Source organism: Nocardia brasiliensis, assembly GCF_011801125.1.
GTDB classification, from domain to species: domain Bacteria; phylum Actinomycetota; class Actinomycetes; order Mycobacteriales; family Mycobacteriaceae; genus Nocardia; species Nocardia brasiliensis_C.
In genome coordinates, this window is record NZ_CP046171.1 from 5,033,982 (window position 1) to 5,056,082 (window position 22,101).

At 68.7% G+C, this 22,101-nt stretch carries 22 protein-coding genes; 6 read left to right on the forward strand and 16 right to left on the reverse strand.

The window, feature by feature from the left end; all coding sequences use genetic code 11:
- Positions 1 to 12 precede the first annotated feature (12 nt).
- The 4 genes from sufD to F5X71_RS22700 all read right to left on the reverse strand — a co-directional run bounded on the left by sufD (position 13) and on the right by F5X71_RS22700 (position 4,666).
- On the reverse strand, positions 13 to 1,221 hold the full coding sequence (gene sufD, locus F5X71_RS22685; RefSeq protein ID WP_167463858.1) for a Fe-S cluster assembly protein SufD: 1,209 nt from the start codon (positions 1,219 to 1,221) through the stop codon (positions 13 to 15).
- Complete coding sequence (gene sufB, locus F5X71_RS22690) at positions 1,221 to 2,657, reverse strand: Fe-S cluster assembly protein SufB (protein ID WP_167463859.1); 1,437 nt, start codon at positions 2,655 to 2,657, stop codon at positions 1,221 to 1,223. Before sufB ends, sufD begins: the two co-directional genes overlap by 1 nt.
- On the reverse strand, positions 2,654 to 3,454 hold the full coding sequence (locus F5X71_RS22695; protein ID WP_167463860.1) for a helix-turn-helix transcriptional regulator: 801 nt from the start codon (positions 3,452 to 3,454) through the stop codon (positions 2,654 to 2,656). The genes sufB and F5X71_RS22695 overlap by 4 nt, the downstream gene beginning before the upstream one ends.
- Positions 3,455 to 3,892: 438 nt before the next feature.
- Entirely contained in the window at positions 3,893 to 4,666 is a 774-nt protein-coding gene (locus F5X71_RS22700; RefSeq protein ID WP_167463861.1) for a TetR/AcrR family transcriptional regulator, read from the reverse strand.
- Between the two features lie 93 nt (positions 4,667 to 4,759).
- Here F5X71_RS22700 and mptB point away from each other — a divergent pair, with 93 nt between their 5' ends.
- The 5 genes from mptB (at position 4,760) to pip (ending at position 10,335) form a co-directional block, all read left to right on the forward strand.
- Positions 4,760 to 6,442, forward strand: coding sequence for a polyprenol phosphomannose-dependent alpha 1,6 mannosyltransferase MptB (gene mptB / locus F5X71_RS22705; RefSeq protein ID WP_167463862.1), 1,683 nt, complete (start codon positions 4,760 to 4,762; stop codon positions 6,440 to 6,442).
- A complete protein-coding gene (locus F5X71_RS22710; RefSeq protein WP_167463863.1) occupies positions 6,439 to 7,371 on the forward strand; it encodes an ABC transporter ATP-binding protein in 933 nt (310 codons plus the stop codon). Before mptB ends, F5X71_RS22710 begins: the two co-directional genes overlap by 4 nt.
- Positions 7,368 to 8,159 carry an ABC transporter permease gene (locus F5X71_RS22715; protein WP_167463864.1) on the forward strand — a complete coding sequence of 264 codons (792 nt, stop codon included), beginning with the start codon at positions 7,368 to 7,370 and terminating at the stop codon, positions 8,157 to 8,159. Before F5X71_RS22710 ends, F5X71_RS22715 begins: the two co-directional genes overlap by 4 nt.
- A gap of 99 nt (positions 8,160 to 8,258) precedes the next feature.
- Positions 8,259 to 9,227, forward strand: coding sequence for a COX15/CtaA family protein (locus tag F5X71_RS22720; protein ID WP_167466653.1), 969 nt, complete (start codon positions 8,259 to 8,261; stop codon positions 9,225 to 9,227).
- Between the two features lie 19 nt (positions 9,228 to 9,246).
- Complete coding sequence (gene pip / locus F5X71_RS22725) at positions 9,247 to 10,335, forward strand: prolyl aminopeptidase (RefSeq protein WP_167463865.1); 1,089 nt, start codon at positions 9,247 to 9,249, stop codon at positions 10,333 to 10,335.
- On the opposite strand, the gene F5X71_RS22730 is transcribed toward pip, so the two are convergent.
- Genes F5X71_RS22730 through F5X71_RS22780 form a run of 11 tightly spaced genes read right to left on the reverse strand, consistent with a single transcriptional unit; the run spans position 10,228 to position 19,883 of the window.
- A complete protein-coding gene (locus tag F5X71_RS22730) occupies positions 10,228 to 10,839 on the reverse strand; it encodes a TetR/AcrR family transcriptional regulator (protein WP_167463866.1) in 612 nt (203 codons plus the stop codon). The two genes, pip and F5X71_RS22730, sit on opposite strands and share 108 nt — an antisense overlap.
- On the reverse strand, positions 10,836 to 11,510 hold the full coding sequence (locus F5X71_RS22735) for a TetR/AcrR family transcriptional regulator (RefSeq protein WP_167463867.1): 675 nt from the start codon (positions 11,508 to 11,510) through the stop codon (positions 10,836 to 10,838). The genes F5X71_RS22730 and F5X71_RS22735 overlap by 4 nt, the downstream gene beginning before the upstream one ends.
- Positions 11,511 to 11,549: 39 nt before the next feature.
- Complete coding sequence (locus tag F5X71_RS22740) at positions 11,550 to 12,122, reverse strand: hypothetical protein (protein WP_167463868.1); 573 nt, start codon at positions 12,120 to 12,122, stop codon at positions 11,550 to 11,552.
- A gap of 15 nt (positions 12,123 to 12,137) precedes the next feature.
- Entirely contained in the window at positions 12,138 to 13,082 is a 945-nt protein-coding gene (locus F5X71_RS22745) for an MlaD family protein (protein ID WP_167463869.1), read from the reverse strand.
- On the reverse strand, positions 13,079 to 14,092 hold the full coding sequence (locus tag F5X71_RS22750; protein WP_167463870.1) for an MlaD family protein: 1,014 nt from the start codon (positions 14,090 to 14,092) through the stop codon (positions 13,079 to 13,081). The genes F5X71_RS22745 and F5X71_RS22750 overlap by 4 nt, the downstream gene beginning before the upstream one ends.
- Complete coding sequence (locus F5X71_RS22755; RefSeq protein WP_167463871.1) at positions 14,089 to 15,138, reverse strand: MCE family protein; 1,050 nt, start codon at positions 15,136 to 15,138, stop codon at positions 14,089 to 14,091. The genes F5X71_RS22750 and F5X71_RS22755 overlap by 4 nt, the downstream gene beginning before the upstream one ends.
- The gene (locus tag F5X71_RS22760; RefSeq protein ID WP_167463872.1) at positions 15,138 to 16,184 is read right to left on the reverse strand and encodes an MlaD family protein; all 1,047 of its coding nucleotides are present in this window, start codon (positions 16,182 to 16,184) and stop codon (positions 15,138 to 15,140) included. Before F5X71_RS22760 ends, F5X71_RS22755 begins: the two co-directional genes overlap by 1 nt.
- Positions 16,181 to 17,188, reverse strand: a complete 1,008-nt coding sequence (locus F5X71_RS22765; RefSeq protein ID WP_167463873.1) for an MlaD family protein — start codon at positions 17,186 to 17,188, stop codon at positions 16,181 to 16,183. Before F5X71_RS22765 ends, F5X71_RS22760 begins: the two co-directional genes overlap by 4 nt.
- Complete coding sequence (locus tag F5X71_RS22770) at positions 17,185 to 18,168, reverse strand: MlaD family protein (RefSeq protein WP_238815407.1); 984 nt, start codon at positions 18,166 to 18,168, stop codon at positions 17,185 to 17,187. Before F5X71_RS22770 ends, F5X71_RS22765 begins: the two co-directional genes overlap by 4 nt.
- 48 nt (positions 18,169 to 18,216) lie before the next feature.
- Positions 18,217 to 19,086 carry an MlaE family ABC transporter permease gene (locus F5X71_RS22775; protein WP_167463875.1) on the reverse strand — a complete coding sequence of 290 codons (870 nt, stop codon included), beginning with the start codon at positions 19,084 to 19,086 and terminating at the stop codon, positions 18,217 to 18,219.
- On the reverse strand, positions 19,086 to 19,883 hold the full coding sequence (locus F5X71_RS22780; protein ID WP_167466654.1) for an MlaE family ABC transporter permease: 798 nt from the start codon (positions 19,881 to 19,883) through the stop codon (positions 19,086 to 19,088). Before F5X71_RS22780 ends, F5X71_RS22775 begins: the two co-directional genes overlap by 1 nt.
- A 284-nt stretch (positions 19,884 to 20,167) precedes the next feature.
- Between F5X71_RS22780 and F5X71_RS22785 the strand changes: the two genes are divergently transcribed.
- Complete coding sequence (locus F5X71_RS22785; protein WP_167463876.1) at positions 20,168 to 21,079, forward strand: NAD(P)-dependent oxidoreductase; 912 nt, start codon at positions 20,168 to 20,170, stop codon at positions 21,077 to 21,079.
- A gap of 229 nt (positions 21,080 to 21,308) precedes the next feature.
- Here the strand turns inward: F5X71_RS22785 and F5X71_RS22790 are convergent, their stop codons facing one another.
- Positions 21,309 to 22,097: a transporter substrate-binding domain-containing protein gene (locus tag F5X71_RS22790; protein WP_167463877.1), complete on the reverse strand. Its 789-nt coding sequence runs from the start codon at positions 22,095 to 22,097 to the stop codon at positions 21,309 to 21,311.
- Positions 22,098 to 22,101 lie beyond the last annotated feature (4 nt).

Consider the following 22,101-nt stretch of genomic DNA (forward strand, 5'->3'; position numbering starts at 1 on the left):
GAGTGAGGTGGTTCAGGCGCCGATCGCGGCGAGCTCGGCCTCGATGGCCGACTCGAGCCGCTCCCGGACCTCGGGGACCGCGATCTTCTGGATGATCTCCTGGAAGAAGCCACGCACCACGAGCCGTCGCGCCGCGTCTTCCGGGATGCCACGAGCACGCAGATAGAACAGCTGCTCGTCGTCGAAGCGGCCGGTCGCCGAGGCGTGGCCGGCGCCGGCGATCTCGCCGGTCTCGATCTCCAGGTTCGGCACCGAGTCGGCGCGCGCGCCGTCGGTGAGCACCAGGTTGCGGTTCACCTCGAAGGTGTCGGTGCCCTCGGCGGCCGCACGGATCAGCACATCGCCGACCCAGACCGTGCGGGCGTCCCCCTTGGGCGAGGCCGGATCTCCTTGCAGCGCACCCTTGTACAGCACGTTGGACTTGCAGTTCGGCTGCGCGTGATCGACCAGCAGGCGCTGTTCGAAGTGCTGGCCCGCGTCGGCGAAGTAGAGGCCGAGCAGTTCGGCGTCGCCGCCGGGGCCCGCGTAACGCACGGTGCCGGTCAGCCGGACCAGGTCGCCGCCGAGGGTGACCGCGGTGTGCCGCAGCGTCGCGTCGCGACCGAGCTCGGCATGGTGCGCGGTCGCGTGCACCGTGTCGTCGGCCCAGTCCTGCACCGCGACGACGGTCAGCTTCGCGCTGTCACCGAGCACGAATTCCACGTTCTCCGCGTAGGTTCCGCTGCCGCGCTGGTCGATGACCACGGTGGCGACGGCGAAGTTGCCGAGCCGGATCTGCAGGTGGCCGTAGGCGGTCTTGCCGACGCCGGGACCGGTGACCGTGACCACGACCGGCTCGGCGACCTCGGTCTCCGCGCCGACGGACACCACGGTGGCCTGTTCGAATCCGGAGTACGCCTGTGCGGCAACACGATCCGCGGGGGTACCGGCCGCACCGAGGCGAGCGTCGTCGCGTCCTACGGTCTCCACCCGCACACCGTCGACGGCGCCGACCTCGATCGTGGCCTGTCCGTCGCGCACCGCCGTGCCGTCATGCAGCCCACGCAGGCGGCGCATCGGGGTGAAGCGCCACTCCTCGTCACGACCGGACGGGATCTCGAAGGCGTCGACATCGAACGAGGTGAACACCTCGCCCTTGTTGATCGCGGCCGTCGCGCCCGGGTTCTGGATCGGCTTGGCGGGGTTCTCGCCCTCGACCGCTCCGATGACACCTGTCGCCATCAGCCGACGGCTCCTTCCATCTGCAGCTCGATGAGCCGGTTCAGTTCCAACGCGTATTCCATGGGCAGTTCCTTGGCGATGGGCTCGACGAAGCCGCGCACCACCATGGCCATCGCCTCGTCCTCGGTCATGCCGCGGCTCATCAGGTAGAACAGCTGATCCTCGGAGACCTTCGAGACGGTGGCCTCGTGGCCCATCGTCACGTCGTCCTCGCGGATGTCGACATAGGGGTAGGTGTCGGAGCGACTGACCGTATCGACAAGCAGCGCATCGCATTTCACCGTCGACCTTGACCCGTGCGCGCCCTTGTTGACCTGCACGAGGCCACGGTAGGAGGCCCGGCCGCCGCCGCGCGCCACCGACTTGCTGATGATGTTCGACGAGGTGTGCGGGGCCAGGTGCAACATCTTCGCGCCGGTGTCCTGGTGCTGTCCCTCGCCGGCGAAGGCCACCGAGAGCACCTCGCCGCGGGCGTACTCACCGGTCATCCAGACCGCCGGGTACTTCATGGTGACCTTGGAGCCGATGTTGCCGTCGACCCACTCCATCACCGCGCCCGCCTCCGCCTTGGCCCGCTTGGTGACCAGGTTGTAGACGTTGTTCGACCAGTTCTGGATGGTGGTGTAGCGGCAGCGGCCGCCCTTCTTCACGATGATCTCGACCACCGCGGAGTGCAGCGAGTCGGACTTGTAGATCGGCGCGGTGCAGCCCTCGACGTAGTGCACGTAGGCGCCCTCGTCAACGATGATCAGCGTGCGCTCGAACTGGCCCATGTTCTCGGTGTTGATCCGGAAGTAGGCCTGCAGCGGGATGTCGACGTGCACGCCGGGCGGCACGTAGATGAACGAACCGCCGGACCACACCGCGGTGTTCAGCGCGGAGAACTTGTTGTCGCCCGCGGGGATCACCGAGCCGAAGTACTCCTGAAAGATCTCCGGGTGCTCCTTGAGCGCGGTGTCGGTGTCGAGGAAGATGACGCCCTGCTGCTCCAGGTCCTCGCGGATCTGGTGGTAGACGACCTCGCTCTCGTACTGCGCCGCGACACCGGAGACCAGCCGCTGCTTCTCCGCCTCCGGGATGCCGAGCTTGTCGTAGGTGTTCCTGATGTCCTCCGGCAGGTCGTCCCAGGTCGCGGCCTGCTTCTCGGTGGAACGCACGAAGTACTTGATGTTGTCGAAGTCGATGCCATCGAGGTTGGAACCCCAGTTCGGCATGGGCTTGCGATCGAAGATGCGCAGCGCCTTGAGGCGGATGTCGAGCATCCAGTCCGGCTCGCTCTTCTTGGCCGAGATGTCGCGAACAACCGCCTCGGACAGGCCTCGTTGCGCACTCGCTCCGGCCACATCCGAATCGGCCCAGCCGTAACCGTATTTACCCAGCGACGCGATGGTCTCTTCCTGAGTGAGCGGTTGCACCTGGTCGGTGGTCGTCGTCATTCGGCACTCCTTCCGGAGTCGTTCGTTCGTACCGTTGCGGGCTGTGCAGCGGTTTCTGATGAAGTTTTGCCGGTCGGCAGCACGAGCAGCGGCACGTGCGTGGTGCACGCGCAGTCGCCGTTGGCGATCGTGGCCAGCCGTTGCACGTGGGTGCCGAGCAGCTCGCGGAACGCCTCGAGCTCGGCCGCGCACAACTGCGGGAATTCCTCCGCGACGTGCGCGACCGGGCAGTGGTGCTGGCAGATCTGCACGCCGGCGCCCACCTTGCGGGTGGACGCGGCGAAGCCTGCCTCGGTGAACGCCTCGGCGATCTCCTCGGCCTTGGCCTCGGTGCGTTCCGGGGTGTGCTCCTCGACCGGGGCGATCCCGGCCACGATAGTCCTGGCGCGTTTGCGCGCGAACTCGGTGATGGCCTGGGTGCCGCCGATCTCGCCGAGCTGGCGGATCGCGGCGCCCGCCAGGTCGTCGTAGGCGTGGCCGAGTTGCCCCCGCCCGGCGGCGGTGAGCTGGTACTGCTTGGCGGGGCGGCCGCGGCCCTTCTGCTGCCACGGCGCCGAGCGGCTCGCCCTGGCCTGACCGGAGTCGATCAGCGCGTCGAGGTGCCTGCGCACCCCGGCCGGGGCGAGCCCTAGCGTGGTGCCGATGGCGGTCGCGGTGATCGGCCCCTCCTCCAGCAGTAGCTGGACGATGGCCGCGCGGGTATGCCCCTCGGTGACCGTCGCGGCGGCAGCGGAGGACGCGGCGCCGGCCCGACGACCAGCCCCTTCATCGCTTTTCCGCAAACCCACGGTTTTCACAACATCAGTGTGGCGGAATTCGTTCCCGAAATCTAATAAGGGTGCCCTGACTTCCGGACCCCCGTGACCTGCGTCGACCGCCCCCGGCGAGCCGTACCGATCGGTATCCACCGTGCCGCGCGGTTGCCGACCGCGCCCGCATCGCCCCAGAAATTCTGCGGAATCGACATCCGCCCGATCTGTCACCCCCTGACCTGCGAGAACCGCTTCGACCCTGGATCGGCGACCGTCTGCGCACCGTTCGCCGCGCGGGTGGCCCACACGCGGACGACCGTCGCCGGATTGATAAGTCCGAGCTGTAATTGCTTCAGTGCGTTACGTCACAGACGACCGGACGACCCGGCTCGGGCCGACATCGCACACCGCGAAACGGTTCGGCGGCGTACCGGTCGAGGCGGCCGTCACGGCACCGCCGTTAGCTGAACGGATCGATAGCCGTCAGAGCTCCGCTTCGGGCCCACGCTCGGCGGGCTCGCCCTCAGCAGCGGCGGCCACCACCCTGGCATCGACATCCCGCGGCGCCGCGTCGCCGGACGACACGTCCATCGGAATGCGCGGGGGCGCGCCGAAATCGGCGTCCACCATTTCCGCGTCGCGATCCGACGTGCCGGTGCCGATCGGCCCGCCCGCCGCCGTGGACTGGGCGGCTTCGGTGAAGGTGACCCGAACCAGCCGTTCCATCGCCGCCGCCACCGTGCGCAGCGGGTCCGGTGAGCGCCGCACCCGGGCCAGCACGGTCGCGCCCTCGTACGCGGCGACCACCGTCGTGGCCAGTTCCCCCGCGTCCTGCGCGGACAGGCCCAGCTCGGCGAGCAGCCCGGCGAACGCCTGCTCCATCGCGTCGAACGCGGCGGCGCAGGCCTCCCGGACCGCCGCGACGTCGCTGCCGCCGTCGAGCGCCGGGGTGCCGATCGCGCAGCCGTCCACCCAGTCCGACCGGGTCAGCTTGCTGATCATGAACTCGAACAGCGTTGCGGTGGTGGCGAATACGTCGGTCGGGGCCTGCCTGATCATCCGGCCCGCCAGCGTGCCGGTGCCGGTGATCGCGGCCACCGCGATCTCCTCCTTACCGCCGGGAAAGTGGTGATAGATCGACCCGTACGGCAATCCGGCCGTCTCGCTCAACGCCTTCAGGCCGAATCCGTGATAGCCGTGCCGCGCGAGCAATTCGCACGCGGCGACCTCGATCCGTCGCCTGGACTCCGAAACCATATGTCCGATTGTCCCCCGCCCGGCAGCGCTGCCGAGCGGAACGAACGTGCCCGTACGCGGTATCGGATCGCGGCGCGAACTAGGCTGCGTCTCGTGGCGGTACTGGAGGGCGCGCGGCGCAGAACACTGGCATTCGGGCGCCGGGCACTCGGGTTGGACGTGCCCGCCAACGATCATTCGATCGCGGTCCTGCACCAGGACGAGTCCGAAGTGCCCGGCCTCAACCGCAAGGAACTGGTCCAGCTGGACCGGATCCGGCTGATGGGCGCCACCGGCACGGTGCTGATGGCGATCAGCGCGCTCGGCATCGGCGCGCAGCCGGTGCATCAGAACCCGACCTCGGGCGTGCGCGTACTCGGCATCTTCGCCCGCGCGCACACCGGATCGCTGGCCATGTGCATGACCGGCACGGTGATCGTGGTGCTCGCCTGGCTGCTGCTCGGCCGCTTCGCGATCGGCGGCATCGGCGGTTCGCCGATCCACCGGCTCACCCGCTCGCAGCTGGACCGCACGCTGCTGCTGTGGATCATCCCGCTCAGCGTCGCGCCGCCGATGTTCAGCAACGACGTGTATTCCTATCTGGCACAGAGCGAGATCGCGGCGCGCGGCATCGACCCCTATCAAGAGGGGCCGGTCGCCGGGCTCGGCATCGACAACGTGCTGACCAACAACGTGCCGACCATCTGGCGCGACACCCCCGCGCCGTACGGCCCGCTGTTCCTCTGGATCGGGCGCGGCATCGCCGAACTCACCGGCGACAACATCATCGCGGGCGTCTGGGTGCATCGCATGCTGGCCCTGGCCGGCGTCGCGCTGATCGTGTGGGCGCTGCCCCGGCTGTCCCAGCGCTGCGGCGTCGCGCCGGTGAGCGCGCTGTGGCTGGGCGCGGCCAATCCGCTGGTGCTGTTCCATCTGGTCGGCGGCGTGCACAACGACGCGCTGATGCTCGGACTGATGCTGGCGGGCATGGAGTTCTGCCTGCGCGCCATCGAGGACATCCATCCCTTCGATGGCCGGGCCTATACCTGGCTCATCGCCGGGGCGATCGTCATCACGATGTCGTCGTCGGTGAAGTTCACCTCGATCATCGCGCTCGGTTTCGTCGGCATGGCACTGGCCCGGCGGTGGGGCTTCTCGTTGCGTTCGGTCGCGGTCTCGGCCACGCTGCTCGGCGCCATCGCGATCGGGACGACGCTGTTGATCGGCTCGATGAGCGGGCTCGGCTTCGGCTGGATCCACACCCTCAATGTGGCCAACGCGGTGCGCAGTTGGATGTCGCTGCCGACGGTGCTCGGCATCATCACCGGCTTCGGCGGCGTGCTGCTCGGACTCGGCGACCACACCACCGCGATGATCAGCATCACCCGTCCGATCGCCGCGGCGGTCGCCGGTTTCATCGCGGTGCGCATGCTGGTCGCGACCGGCATCGGACGGTTGCACGCGGTCGGTGCGCTCGGCGTCGCGCTCGGCGCGATCGTGCTGCTGTTCCCGGTGGTGCAGCCCTGGTATCTGCTGTGGGCGATCGTGCCGCTGGCCGCCTGGGCCACCCAGCCGGTGTTCCGTGTTCCGGCCGTGACGTTCTCGGCGATCGTCAGCCTCATCCTGATGCCGCGCGGCGCCGAGTTCGAGGTGTTCCAGATCGTCGGCGCCGCCATCGCCACGACCATCGTCGCCGTGCTGTTCCTGGTTCTCACCCGCCACGCCCTGCCTTGGCGCGGTCAGACGGGGGTGTCGGCTTCGTCACAGCCGACCACGTCTTACGGTGTGACATCGTGACTCAGCGCAGCGCACCCGCCGTTCGGGTCGAGGGTGTCCTCAAGCGATACGGCGAGACCACCGCGGTCGACGGTCTCAGCTTCGATGTCGAACGCGCGCAAGTGCTTGCGCTGCTCGGCCCCAACGGCGCGGGCAAGACCACCACCGTGGAGATGTGCGAGGGATTCGTCGCACCGGACGCGGGCACGGTGCGGGTGCTGGGGTTGGATCCGGTCGCGGATTCGGATCGGCTGCGCCCGCGCATCGGCGTGATGTTGCAGGGCGGCGGCGCGTATCCGGGCGCGAAGGCGGGCGAGATGCTCGATCTGGTCGCCGCGTATTCGGCCGATCCGCTCGACCCGGACTGGCTGCTGCGCACGCTCGGCCTGCAGGACAATCGCGCGACGCCCTATCGCAGGCTCTCCGGCGGCCAGCAGCAGCGGTTGGCGCTGGCGTGCGCGCTGGTCGGCAAGCCGGAGATCGTGTTCCTGGACGAGCCGACCGCGGGCCTGGACGCACAGGCGCGACTCATCGTGTGGGAGTTGATCGATGCGCTGCGCCGCGACGGCGTGACGGTGGTGCTCACCACCCACCTGATGGACGAGGCCGAGCAGCTCGCCGACCAGCTGGTGATCATCGACCACGGGCAGATCGTCGCCTCCGGCACCCCGGCCGAGGTGACCGCGCACGGCGCGGCCGGGCAGCTACGGTTCAGCGCCCCACCGAAACTCGACCTCGAACTGCTGAAATCGGCACTGCCGGAAGGGTTCGCGCCGCGCGAGACCACGCCCGGCACGTATCTGGTGGAGGGCGAGATCAATCCGCAGGTGCTCGCCACGGTGACCGCGTGGTGCGCCAGGGTCAACGTGCTCGCCACCGACATCAGGATCGATCAGCGCAGGCTCGAAGACGTCTTCCTGGAACTGACCGGACGGGAGCTGCGCGGATGACCCAGCCAGATCGGACCGCCAACCGCTTCGCGTCGGGCACCTTCGCGCCCGACCCGCGCCCGAATTCGCGCTTGGCGATGATGACCGCGCAGACCCGGCTCGAGCTGATCCTGTTGCTGCGCAACGGCGAACAGCTGCTGCTGACCATGTTCATCCCGATCACCCTGCTGGTCGGGCTGAGCCTGCTGCCGTTCGGCGACCTCGGCGACGACCGGGTGGACAAGATCGTGCCCGCGGTGATGATGGTCGCGGTCATGTCCACCGCGTTCACCGGCCAGGCCATCGCGGTCGGCTTCGATCGCCGCTACGGCGCGTTGAAACGGCTGGGCGCCACCGCGTTACCGCGCTGGGGCATCATCGCGGGCAAGTGCGCCGCGGTGCTCATCGTCGTTGTGCTGCAAGCGATTCTGCTCGGCGTGATCGGTTTCGCGCTGGGCTGGCGCCCTGACCCGACCGGCCTCGTGCTCGGCGCGTTCGTGATCGCGCTCGGCACCGCGACCTTCGCGGCGATGGGCCTGCTGCTCGGCGGCACGCTCAAGGCGGAGATCGTGCTGGCGCTGGCGAACATCTTCTGGTTCGTCATGCTCGGCATCGCCAGCGTGGTGTTCGCCACCGACGATCTGCCGAGCGCGGTGAATGTCCTTGCCCGCCTGGTTCCTTCGGGGGCGCTCGCGGTCGCCCTGGAGGACGCGATGCGCAACCGCATCGACTGGTTCGGCATCGCGGTGCTCGCGGTGTGGGGCCTGGTGTCCGGCGGGCTCGCGGCCCGCTGGTTCCGCTTCCAGTAACCGCCGTACCTGCGCCGACCGTTCGAGCGGCACCCGTCGGCAGCGGCGCGAACCGGTACCAACGACAGCGTGTAGTTGACCGTGCTCTACCATCGTGACGTGCTGTATCGCGCGTTTCTGCGACTCGTCGACAAGCTGCCGCTGCCCTCGCTGCGCACGCAGCGGATCCTCGCGATCGCGGTCATCCTCACCCAGGCGGGCATCTCGGTCACCGGGGCGGTCGTGCGGGTCACCGCGTCCGGTCTCGGCTGCCCGACCTGGCCGCAGTGCTTCCCCGGCAGCTTCACCCCGGTCGGCGTCTCGGAAGTGCCGGTGCTGCACCAGACCGTGGAGTTCGGCAACCGGCTGCTCACCTTCGTGGTGTCGCTGTGCGCCGCGCTGATCGTGCTCGCGGTCACCCGCGCCCGCCGCCGCCAGGACGTGCTGGTCTATGCCTGGCTGATGCCCGGCGGCACCCTGCTGCAAGGCATCATCGGCGGCATCACGGTGCGCACGGGACTGCTCTGGTGGACCGTCGCGATCCACCTGCTCGCGTCCATGCTCATGGTCTGGCTCTCGGTGGTGCTGTACGCGAAGATCTGCGAACCCGACGACGGCGTCACCACCGTGCAGGCCCCGGCGCCGCTGCGCTGGCTCACCGGACTCAGCGCGGTCGCGATGAGCGGGGTGCTGGTCGCGGGCACGCTGGTCACCGGCGCCGGTCCGCACGCGGGCGACAAGAGCATCGAGCGGCAGGTCGAGCGGCTGCAGGTGGAGATCGTCACGCTGGTGCACCTGCACTCCCAACTACTCGTCGGCTATCTCGCGCTGCTGATCGGCTTGGCCTTCGGCCTCTTCGCCGTCGGCATCACCCCGGCGGTGCGCAAGCGCCTGTTCGTCGTCCTCGCGATCGTGTGCACCCAGGCCCTGATCGGGATCGTCCAGTACTTCACCGATGTGCCCGCCGTGCTGGTCGTCTGCCACGTCGGCGGCGCCGCGGCCTGTGTCGCCGCCACCGCCGCGCTGTGGGCCGCCTTGCACACCAGGGAGCCGCTCCCGGCCACGGTCACCCCCGCACACTCCGCCTGAGGTCGGTAAGGTCACCGTAATGGGGACCACGATGCCGGAACCGCCCGCGCCACAGCGGTTCCCGGCGATCGAACCGTACGCGCACGGCCACCTGGACGTGGGCGACGGAAATCGGATCTACTGGGAGACCAGCGGCAATCCATCCGGCAAGCCCGCGCTGGTGGTGCACGGCGGCCCGGGCGGGGGCGGTAAGCGTGGCGCGCGCCGCAGCTTCGATCCCGGCGACTATCGCATCGTGCTGTTCGATCAGCGCGGCTGCGGACAGAGCCTGCCGCACGCCGCCGATCCCGCCGTCGATCTGTCGGTCAACACCACCGAGCACCTGATCGCCGACATGGAGCGGCTGCGCGAGCACCTGGGCATCGAGCAGTGGCTGCTGTACGGCGGCTCCTGGGGTTCCACCCTGATCCTCGCCTACGCCGAGCGCTATCCCACGCGGGTCACCGAGATCATCCTGATCGGTGTCACGATGACCAGACCGGAGGAGACGGACTGGCTCTATCGCGGTGTCGGCCGCTTCCTGCCCGGCCCCTGGGCCGCGTTCCGGGACGCGCTGCCCGCCGCCGAGCGCGACGGAAATCTCGTCGCCGCCTACCACCGCCTGACCAACGACCCCGACCCCGCGGTGCGCGCGCGGGCCGCCCGCGCCTGGTGCGCCTGGGAGGACGCGGTCATCGCCCACGAAACACAGGGCAGCCCAGGCTATTACAGCGCCAAGCCGGAGGCCGACCTGTTCGCCTTCGTGCGGATCTGCACGCACTACTTCGCCAACGACGCCTGGCTCCCCGACGGGCAACTGCTCCGGGACGCGCCCGCGCTCGCGGGGATCCCCGGCGTGCTGATCCACGGACGGCTGGATCTGAGTTCGCCGCTGTACACCGCGTGGCAATTGGCGCAGGCGTGGCCGGAGGCCGAGCTGCACGTCATCGACGACTCCGGGCACACCGGCAGCGCGCGGATGCTGCGGGCGATCCTCGATGCCACCGCGCGATTCGGTTCGTCAGGGCGCCAGACTGGCGTGGGTGAAGGCGACCAGCTGGGCCCTGACCCGCGCCCGGTCGAGTCCGTCGGTACCGTCGCGGATCGCGGCGAGCAGGGCGGTCAATAGCGTCGAGAGCAGGATCTCGCCGGTCAGGCGCGGATCGAGGGTCGGGTCGATGTAGCCGAGTTCCATGCCCCTGCGGATCCGACCAGTGGCCTCGTCGCCGTACACTCGCAGGTTCCGCAGCGCGCGCTCGGCCACCCGATCATCGATCGTAGCCGCCTCCAGCAGGATGAAATTCACCAAACCCGGCTCGTCGGCGACCAATTCGTAGCAGTGGTCCACGATGGTGGCGGTGACTTCGCAGAACTCGTCGAGGGTCCTCGGCCGCCTGCCGAGGATCGCCCGGCCGAAGACGCGCTCGCGGATCAGGGCGAAGTAGTGGTCGATGACCGCGTCGAGGATGTCGCGCTTGTTGTCGAAATAGTTGTAGAACGTACCGTGGCCCGCACCCGCCCTGGCCGCGATATCGGCGACGACGACCGAGCGATACCCCTTGTCCACGAACAGTTCGTGCGCGGCGAGCACCAGCTCGGCACGGCGCTTCGCGCTGCGGTCCGCGGCGTTCATCGCGCTGGCCCGCCCGCGACGGGACCGCGTGGCCGCAACGCTTTCCCGAGCAGGGTGAGCACGCCGTTGGTGGTGCGCTCGCGTTCGGCCGCGGCGTTCTCCCCGCGCATCTCCTGCAGTACGCCCGGCACGCCGAGGGTCAGCACGATGTGCGCGGTCACGTCCACGTCGAGGTCGGCACGAATCCAGCCCGCGGCCATGCCGAGTCGCAGCTCGTGTGCGACGAACGTGCTGACGAGCAGTTCCAAGCCGAGCAGCCGCTCGCTGAGCTCCTTGTCGATGGCGCCGGCCTCGACGAGCAGCAAGCGCACGAAATCCGGCTCCTCGTCCAGCATCTCGTACCACCGGCCGATCGCGGAACGGAGCTCGGCGATCAGCTCCTCGGCCGAGGTCGGGCGCTTCAGCACGGCCCGCGGCTGCACCATGTCCACGAATTTCGTGATGCCGAAATCGACTACGTGGTCCAATATTTCGCGCTTGCTCGCGAAATAGCGATACACCGTTCCCTGTCCGATGCCCGCGTGCGCGGCGACATCGGCGATGGTGGTCGCCTCATAGCCGCGGGCGACGAACACGGCGTAGGCCGACTCGATGATCTGCTGCCTGCGCCGTTGCGCCAGGCCCGGTTGTGGTGGCCGGCCGCGGCGTGGCGCGCTGGACTGGTCCGGCACAGCACTCCTTCTCGACACCAACCAGGACCCGTGAGTTTATCAACGCCCCAGCGCTTCTCCCTTCGGGCCGTAGTCGATGACCTGCCAGTCGCCGCCGTTCTCGGCCACGGTCACGGTCAGGATGTTCGGCACCGTCACCGGATTCGGCTGCTGGATGTTCTGCGTCTGCTGGGTCGCGAACACGGTCACCGAATACTGGTTGTTGCCTTGCGCGTCCACCGAGGTGCCCAGCACCTGACCGGAGGCGACCACCTGCGCCTCGGTCATGATCTTGGCCAACGTGTCGTGCACCTCGTCGTAGCGCTTGCGCAGCGCGTCCGACGTGCCGCGCTGCACGCTGTCGAAGAACGCGGGCAGATTCTTGTGGTCGTAGGTGAGCGAGCGCAGCGTGTAGTCCCCGGCCACCTCGGCGGCCTTGGCCCGATCGGCGTCGCGCTGGCGCAGCGCGGCGAGCTCGTCCGAACTGGACTGCCAGGACAGCCCGAGGGCGATGCTCAACGCGGTCAGCAGCACGGTGAGACCGCCGAGCAGGTAGCCGATCCCCTTGCGCGGCTGCGCCTTCGGCTCCTCGACGCGGGACTCGGTCGCGGTCTCGATCTCGATGGTGCTCATGACGTCCTCAACTCTCTACTTCGGCATATCCAGCGTGATACGGGCGGCCCCGTGCTCGGGGAAGGCGGCGGACAACAGGTCGACGATCGAACCGGCGTCGACCCGAATCGGTTTGAGCACGCTGGTGGCCGGGCGCAGCGCGGTGGCGATGTGCGCGAGATCCGGGCCGAGCGTCGACAGATACCCGTCGATCTTCCGCACCAGCGGCCCCAGCGGCTCATCCCAGACATGCTCGCCCGCATAGGAATAGCCCTGGAAGGATTCGATCAGGTGGACCACCTCGGGCAGCATGTCGGCCAGCTCCCCTGCCCAGCCGCCGATCACCGGACCATAGCCATCGAAGTTCTCGGCGAGCTGCTGGCCGTGCACGTACAGCCGGGTGATCGCGTCGCGCTTGTCGTGCAGCAGCTGCGCGGTCATCGTCAGTGTCCGGGTGAGCAGCGCGATCTCCTTCTCGCGCCCCGCGTACCCCTGCGAGACGATCGCGGCCAGCCGCTCGACCTTCGCCGGATCGATCTGGGAATTCAGCACATCCAGCTTGGCGAGCGCCTCGCTGACCGTCGTCGCGACGCGCACCTGGCTCGTCGGCACGACACTGCCGTCGGTGAGGTAGGGACCCGCCGTTGTGGTGGGACGGAAGTCCATGAACTGCTCGCCCGCCGCGGACAGGTTGCTGACGTGCACCTCGCTGCCGAGCGGCACCTGATATTTAGCGTCCAGCTCGATCCGGACCGCGAGCCCGGTGCCGGTGGCCGTGATCGCGCGCACCTTGCCGATGCGCATCCCGCGCAGGTCGACCTGTGAGGTCGGCATCAAGCCGCCGGACGAATCCATCAGCACGGTCACGGTATTCGTGCTGCGCCGCGGGTCGATGTCGAGCACGCCGACCGCCATGTAGGCCGCGCACAGCACGGTCATCACCAGCAGCAGCACCAGCGAGACGGGACCGGAGAGTTTCATCGCACCATGCCGATCGATCGCAGGACCTGGATCATCTGATCCGAGCGGGCGGCGGCGTCGGCGGCGACCGCGTCGGCGCTCACCCGCTGCACCCGGATATTGGGCGCGGCGCTGAAGAACGGAATCAGCTTCTCGCGCAACAGCCGGTTCATCGTGTCGACGTTCATCGCGACGGTGGTGTCCGCGCTGCCGATGGTCCCCGCGGCCGGCGCCAGGATGGCGATGATGTCGTGCAGGTCCCCGCGCAGCGGCAACGCGAGATCGCCGACATAGGTGGCCAGCGTGCCACCGTCGATGATCAGCTGGACCAGGCCGAACAGCACGTCGGCCAGGCCCGCCGCGCGCCCGGGGCCCAGCGTCAGGGTCCGGTCGACGTTGTCCTTGTTCGCCTCCAGCGTCGTGGTGACGCTCGCCGCGCCTGCCAGAATCCGATCGAGTTCGTCCGAATGCGTGGCCAGGTCGTGCAGCGCGTTGCGCCCACCCGTCAGGATGCGCTGCAGGTCGGCCTGATCGGTCGGGAAGGCGGCGTTGACGCTGACGATCAGGTCCTGCATCTCGCCGAACCGCCCGCCGGTGACGATGTTCGACATCGCGCGCAGGATGTCCTCCACGTTGGCGGCGGGCACGGTCCGATCGCGCGTGATCACGTCACCGTCCACCAGGAACGGTGGCCCCGCGTTCGGCGGCGCCGTCAGCGCGATGTGGATATCGCCGAGGATGGTGCTCTGCCGCAGTTCCGCGGTCGCCGACTTGGGCAGTCGCACATCGGATTTCAGGTCGACGGTGGCGACGGCGGTAGCACCGATCAGCTCGATCCGGTCGAGCATGCCGACCTCGACCCCTTCGGAGATGACCTTGGCCCGGTCGGGCAGGTTGAGCACGGACCCGAACTCGATCCGGATGGCGAAGGTGTCCCCCGCCAGATAGGTGCCGGGGATCGGCACGTCGGTCGCACGGACGCCGCAGCCGGTGAGCAGCAGTACGAGCGCGGCGAGCAGCAGGCGTTTCACGGCGCACCCACCGATCCGAGGATGACCTGGAGCAGCCCGACCTGCCTGCCGTCGGCCGACTCGTAGTGCGGTGGTACGTAGTTCACCCGCGGCGCGCCCGTGGCCGGGTCGAGGACGGTGGCCAGCCCGGACACCACCGGCGGCAATTGCATCAGCAGATCCACGATGCTGCCCGCCAGCACCGCGTACCGATGCACCTCCGGCACGATCCGGTCGAGGAACTCGAAGGACTGCTGGTCGTACTTGCCGACGTTGCGCGCGATCACCGGCAGGAACTCCAGTGCGAGATCGACGGCGCGGGACAGCTCCGTGGAGAAGCCGTCGACCAGCGCGATACCGTTCTTCAGATTGTCCAGCAGCGCCTGCATGTCGGGCCAGTTCGTGATGAACATGGTGGTGAGCTGATCCAGGTTGTCGACCAGCCTGCGCAGCACCGCGTCCCGGTCGGCCGGGTCGCCGATCACCTGGGACAGCCGCTGCAACAGGGCATTCCACTGCGGCGCGGTGCCGTCGAGCGCGTCGACCGCGCCGGTGAGCGTCTGATCGAGCAGCCGGTCCGACGGTGCGCCCGGCGTCGGCGTTGCCTGCATGCCGACCAGATCGCCGGACAAGCGAGCCAGCGCGTCGAGCGCCTCGCTGATACCCACCGGGGTGCGCGTGCGGTCCAGCGGAAGACAGTGCGCGGTATCGAATTTCGGGCCGCCGGTGTAGGTCTTGGACAGCTCGACATGCCGGTCGGTGACGATCGAACTGGACAGGGTCGCCGCCGTCACATCGGCGGGCAGCTCGATCGATCCGTCGATCGTCATCGTCACCCGCATGCGGTCACCCTGTGCCTCGATGCCGGAGACGGTGCCGATCTCCACGCCGAGCAGGGTGACGCTGTTGCCCTCGTAAAGCCCTACCGTGTCGGCGAATTCGGCACACATCGCCTGTTTCGCCGGCCGTACCCGGTCCACCCAGGTCGCCCCGCTCACCCCCACCACGACCGCGATCGTGACGACCGCGACCACCGCGACGATCGCCGTGCGCGCCCAGCGTCTCATCAGCACGTCCTCCCCTCGAACGGCACGCACAGCGCCGGACCGCGCACCACACTGGCCGATTGGTCGACCGTGATCCCGTCGGCGCCGAGCATCGCCGAGATCTTCGCGATGAAGTCCTTGATGCCCGTGATCACCGTGTCGATGCGCCCCGGATCCTGCACGAGTTTGTTGAACAGCTGCTCGAATTCGGTGACCGCGGGCTCGATCGAGTCGCCGTAGGCCAGCACCGGGCGGTGGATGATCAGGAACAGCCGGCGCAGCAGATCGAAGACCTGGACGACCTCGCCGCGGCGCTGCCCGAGCACCACCGCGACGGTGCCGAGCTCGCGCACGAACTGGGCGAGCACCGCCCGGTCGGTGGCGATCGCGCCGACGAATTCGTCGGAAACCCGTAGCGCCGAGTTCAATTGGTCCGAGCGCTGCGCCAACACCCCCGACAGATCGTTGAAATTGCCGACGATCGAGCGCACCGCGTCGGGCTGACCGGCCAGCGCCGCGTTCACCTCGGCGATGGTGCCGCGCAACGTGTTCGCGTCGACCTTGCTCAGCACGGGGGTGGCGACGTCGATGATGTCGGTCAGTTCGAACGGGGTGGTGGTGCGCTCCGGCGGAATGTGCTTGCCGCCCAAGGACTGTTCGCCCTTCGGCTCGAGCGAGAGATAGTGCCCGCCGATCGGGGTCAGCATCTTCACCGCGACCGCCGAGCCGTCGCCGACGTGCACCGCCCGATCGACCCCGAACCGCACCTCGACGTGATCGCCCACCAGCGCCACCGAACGGACCTTGCCCACCTTGATTCCCGCGATCCGCACCTCGTCACCCGTGCGCGCCCCGCCCGAGTTGCGGAAGTCCGCGGTGTAGGAGTGCTCGCCGAAGGGCACCACGTAGAGCACCCCGGCGGCCAGCAGCGCGAGCACCGTCACCAGCACACCGGCGACCCCCCAGCGCAATTGAGTCCAGGACTGCGACTTCTCGGCGCGCTGCGCCTTCAGCTCGGCAAGCAGCCGGGCCGGGATCGCGCGGAGTTGTCCGATGCCGCCGGTCATTTGCACACCACCAACTTCTGGTTGCCGAGCACAACGATGCCGATACCGGGGACGCCGAGCTCCCCGTTCGCGCACGAGTACGTCTTGGCCTCGGTGCCCGACGGGACCCGCTGGTTCAGCCCGGTGAGCAGAGACGGCACGAGCGAGAGGATCTCGACCAGCTGATCGGTCTGCGGCAGCATCCGGCGCAACAGCCCGTCCAGCGGCAGGTAGCTGTCGTCGTAGGCGCCGCGCAGCTCCTCCAGCAGCGGAATCAACGGCACCAGAGTGCGATTGGCCTGCTCGATCGCGGTAAGGATCATCGAGGTCCGGCTGCCGAACTGGTTCAGCACCCCGTTGAGCTGCTTCACCAGGTCGCCGACCGCCGCCGACTTGCCGCCGATCGAGCCGGAGATCTCGCCGAGGTTGTGGATCAGCAGCACCACCACCGCCTCACTGCTCTTGGCGTGCTTGGTCAATCGGTCCAGGTCGGCCATGGCAGGGGCGATGCCGCTGCCGTCGCCCTGCAGCACCCGCAGCAGGTTCATGCCGAACTGGTTGAGCTGCGCGGTGTCCAGCGTCTCGAACAGCGGTTTGAAGCCGTTGAACAGCTTGGACACATCGAAGCTCGGGATGGTGCGCGCCACCGGGATGGTGCCCTCCGGCGCGAGCGGCGCGCCACCGGCCTTCGGGGTCAGCAGTTCGACGTAACGCTGCCCGATCAGATCCTGGTACCGCACAGCGGCTTCGGTGGTGTCGTAGAGCGGGCGCTGCCGGTCGACGGTGAACCGGACGCGCGCCTGGGTACCCGCCAGTTCGACGGCCTCGACCTTGCCGACCGCCACCCCGGACATCCGCACCACGTCGCCCGCGTACAACCCCGAGACATCGGTGAAGACCGCGTGATACGCGACTTTGTCCTCGGGCACCGGCGTATTGAGCGCCGCCACGATGAACGCGGCGCAGGCCGCGACGATCACCATGAAGACCCCGAGCCTGATCCCCGCGCCGGTGACACTGTTCATCGCGGCACCCCGATGATCGAATCCGCCAGGTAGGGCATATTTTTCACGATGACCTCCAGCTGCAGCTGGACCTTTCCGTCCACCACGGGGAACGCGCTGTCGATCCGGTCCAGCAGTGCGGGCAGGCGATTGTAGGCGGGTGCGACGGTGCCGATCGACGCGCTGATCGGCACCACCAGGTCCAGCACCGCGCCGATGATCTGGGCCAGGTCCGGGTTGTCGCGGCGCAGCAGGTCCGCGACCGGCAGCAGCAGCGCCGTATCCAGCATGGCCAGTGCGTGTTTGGTGCGCTCCCGGTTCTCCTCGTGGCCGAAGTACTCGCTGTTGTCCAGCACGCCGAGGATCACGTCGACCGCGGGCGGTGTCGTCTGCGCGACCCCGTCGGTCACCGCCGCCCCGATATCGAGGTAATGCCCCACCGGCGCACGCTGATTCGTGGCGAGCACGCGGGCGGTGGCGAAGAAGGACCGCACCGCGGGGCCCAGCGACGCGGTGTTGTCGAGCAGCAGATCGAACAGCGCGTGCACGGTGTCGGAATCGAGCACCTGGGTCAGCCGCGCGGCGCGCCGGAACACGCTCGACACCGTCGCGTTCGTCGCGTTGGCGCCGATGAACAGCGTGGTGTTCTCGGGCAGCCTGGCGCCCTTGCCGGTGTTCACCAATTCGATGGCGCTGGAACCGAAGATGTTCGACGAGGTGAACCGGGCCGAGACGGCGTCGGTGAGCGCCGCCGCCTGCCCGCGGTCCAATTCCAGCTCGATGCGCTGGTGGCCGTAGCCCACGGTGTCGACCGTGCGCACGGTCCCGATGGCGAGGCCGCGGAACTTCACCTCGGCGCCGGGCGCCAGTCCCTCGCCGAGGGTGGCCGCGTCGATGGTGAGCGCGAAGCGATCGGCGTACTCGCCCTGCGCGTACCGGGTGGTGAGCGCGGCGACGACCACGAGCACGGCGGCCACCGCCAGCCCGCGCAGCCGCAGCATCCAGCTCCCTGCCGAACGTCCCGAGTAATCAACGAATACCGGCATGTGTCACCCCGAGATCCTGATTCCGACATCGAGACCCCAGAACACGATCGTCAGGATCATGTCCGCGACCACCACGAGCACCAGGCTGGCGCGGATCGCCCGCCCCGATGCCCGGCCGACGCCCTCGGGCCCGCCGGTCGCGTAGAAGCCCTGGTAACCGTGGATCAGGATGATCATCACCACGAACACCGTCGCCTTGAGCAGCGAGGCGACCACGTCGCCGGGTTGGAGGAAGGCGTCGAAATAGTGGTAATAGGTGCCCGAGGACTGACCGTGCAGCACATTGACCACGACCGCACAGGACAGATAGCTGAGGATCAGCGTCAGCAGGTAGAGCGGGACGATGGTGATCATGCCCGCGATCACCCTGGTGGTCACCACGAACGGAATCGGCCGGATGCCGATGGCCTCCAGCGCGTCGATCTCCTCCGAGATGCGCATCGCGCCGATCTCGGCGGTCATCCGGCAGCCTGCCTGGGCCGCGAAGCCGATGGCCGCGACCATCGGGGCCATCTCCCTGGTGTTGGCGTAGGCCGAGACGAATCCGGTGAGCGGGCCCATACCGACCATGTTCAGCGCCGTGAAGCCCTCGACGCCGATCGAGCCGCCGACCGCGACGCCGAGGAAGATCAGCACCGCGACGGTGCCGCCGCCGACGATGATATTGCCGCTGCCCCAGGTGATATCGGTGAGGGTGAGCATGGTCTGCCTGCGATAGCTGCGCAGCGTGTGCGGTACGGCGGCGAGCACCTGGGCGACGAATGTCAGCTGATGCCCGAGTGATTCGAGCAGCGTCAGCGGTGGCCGGGTGCCGCGCTCGGCGAAGCGCACGGCCCTGCCGAACGGGCGGTACGTGGCGGGAATCTCGGTCATCAACCCACCTTCTGCGGCAGGAACATCGAAACGAGCTGGGTGATCACGAGATTCACGCCGAACGCCGCGATCACCCCGATCACCACGGCGGCGTTCACCGCGTTCGCGACTCCCTTCGGACCGTGCGTCGCCTCCAGACCGCGCTGGCACGCGACGATCAGCACGATCACGCCGAAGACGATGGACTTCGCGATCGCCACCCCGAGATCGGCCATGGTCGCGAACGCCGCGAACGAGGACAGGTAGCTGCCCGGCGTCACCCCTTGAAAGCCGACGGCCACCACGTAACCGGTGAACACCCCCATGAAGATGATGAGCACGCAGAGCAGCGGCGTGAGCACGATCATGGCCGCCAGCCGCGGTGCGACCAATCGCCGCACCGGGTCGATGCCCATGGTGCGCAAGGCATCTACTTCCTCACGGATGGTGCGCGCGCCCAGATCGGAGGCGATCGCCGAGCCCGCCGCGCCGCCGAGCAGCAGCGCGGTCACCATCGGCGCGCCCTGGCGGATCACGCCGAGTCCGCCCGCCGCGCCTGCCACCGAGGTGGCGCCCACCTGCTGGGTCAGGCTGCCCACCTGGACCGAGACGATCACGCCGAACGGAATCGCCACCAGCACCGCCGGTATCGCGGTGACGCTGACGATGAACCAGCCCTGCTGGAGCGTGTCGCGCCACGGATGTCGAAGCTTGAGCAGGTCGCTGATCAGGTAGCCGAAGGCCGCGACGGCCAGCTGCAAGGTCCGGCCGAAGGTGCGCAGGCTGTTGAGGACGAGAGCGAATCCCCAGTGCGCCAAGGGTTCGGACGCACGGGCGAGTTTGTCGACGACCACCGCAACCTCTATTCCGTCGGCTCCACCCCCGACCACGGACAATTTAGCCGACTGATATGTCACTCTGCGGCGGAATGAGCCGATCCGGAAAATTGACTGAGACAGTTGCCTCTGCCCGGACGGTCCCGCACACCGACCAGACGGTCGGTCGGAAATTGTCCGGCGCGGTGGCCCCCTGCCGCCTTCGGACGTCGTGGATGGGACAGCCGACCGGCACCGCCCCGACCGGGAACGCCTAATCTGTGGGCATGGCGGTCATCGTTCTGGTGCCGGACGACCAAGGCGTCGCGGCACTCTCGGGCATCGACGGCGTGCGGCCGATGCGCTACGAACCCGGCGCAGCACTGCCAGCGGGGGCCGAGCACGCGGAAGTGCTTGTGCCCGCGTTTCTTTCCCGGCCCGGCGCGATGAACCTCGCGGGCCTGCCGAAACTTCGCCTGGTCCAATTGCTCACCGCGGGCGCCGAAGGCTGGATCGGGGCACTGCCCGCCGGGGTCCGCCTGTCCAACGCGCGCGGCGCGCACGGCGGCAGCTCGGCGGAATGGGCGCTGGCCGCGCTGCTGTTCCTCTACCGCGATCTCGGCGGCTTCGCCGCGGCCAAGCAGGCGCGGCACTGGGCCTACCACCAGACCGAGACCCTCGCGGGCAAGCGGGTGCTGGTGGTAGGCGCGGGCGATCTCGCGGCCGAACTGGCGCGCAGGCTGGCCGGTTTCGACACGACGGTGACGCTGGTCGGCACCCGGGCCCGCGGCGGGGTGCGCGGCATCGACGAACTGCCGGGACTGCTCGGCGCGCAGGACGTCGTGATCCTCACTGTCCCGGTCACCACGCGCACCCGCGGCATGGTCGACGCGAAGTTCCTCGCCGCCATGGCCGACAACGCGATCCTGGTGAATGTCGCGCGCGGTCCGGTGGTCGACACCGACGCGTTGCTCGCGGAACTGCGCTCAGGGCGGTTGCGCGCGGCCCTCGACGTCACCGATCCCGAGCCGTTGCCGCCCGAGCATCCGCTCTGGGACGCTCCGAACCTCGTGCTGACCCCGCATGTCGCCGGCAGCAGCACCGGCAGTCTCGAACGCGCCTGGGCCGTCGCCCGCGCGGAGGTCCTGCGCTTCACCGCAGGCGAGCAACCGCGAAACCTGGTCCGCGGCGAATACTGACCCCCACCGTAACCCCTTGCCCGCAAACGCTTTTCCCTGAGCACCGGGAATCACGAACGCCCGTTGACGACACCGCGGCGGGACGCGGGCTTCCTCGACCACGGGCCACCGACCTTGCGATGGCCGACCTCGCCGCGCACCTCTACCTCGCGGTGACCGACGCGGACCGCGCGGTCGAGCTGCAGCGGTGGCGCGACTGGCTGGACTCGCTACCTCTGCCCTGAACCGTCTACGCGGTGGCGTCCGGGCCGATCCACTGGGCGAAGAGACGATCGGTTGCGCCCGTGGCGATCTGGGACGCCAGCCAGGCGTTCAACGAGATCGCCAGGCCCGGGTCGTCCTTGCGCACCAGCATGATCTTGCCGAACGAGTCGAACGGCCGGTCCGGGTGCAGCACCCGCAGGCCTGGGTGCTGACGGACGCGGTAGCGGCCCTCGACGGCGTCGGTGACGAAGACGTCGGCGCGGCCCTGCTCGACCTCGTCGAAGATGGTGAGGTTCTCCGGCCACAGGGTGAGCTGCGCCTGCGGGAAGTTCCTGCGCGCGAATTCCTCGTTGGTGCCACCGCGATTCGCGATGACCCGCACGCCGGGCCGGTTGATCTGCTCGATGGTCGCGTACTCGGTCTCGTTGCCGCGCCGAGTGATCGGAGTCTTGCCGTCGGTGCCGTAGGTGATCGAGAAGTCGGCGAACGCACGCCGCGCCGGTGCGTCGGAGATGCCGCCGACCGCGATATCGCAGTGCAGTGCCGCGAAATCGGTCTTCAAACTCGCCCAGGTCAACGGAACGAAGGCGATCGGACGGCCGAGCAGGTCCGCGAAACCGCGGGCCAGGTCGATGTCGACGCCGCGATAACCGCCCTCGGCGGTCGCGTACGGCGGGTAGTCCCCCGGCGTGCACACGCGCAGCTCGGGCGGCTGAGCGAGGGCCGGAACGGCCGGGGCGACAAGCAGACCCACCGTGAGCACCGCGCCCGCCCTGGCCACCCACCGGCCGAGCGCGCGGGCACGACTGCGCATCCGG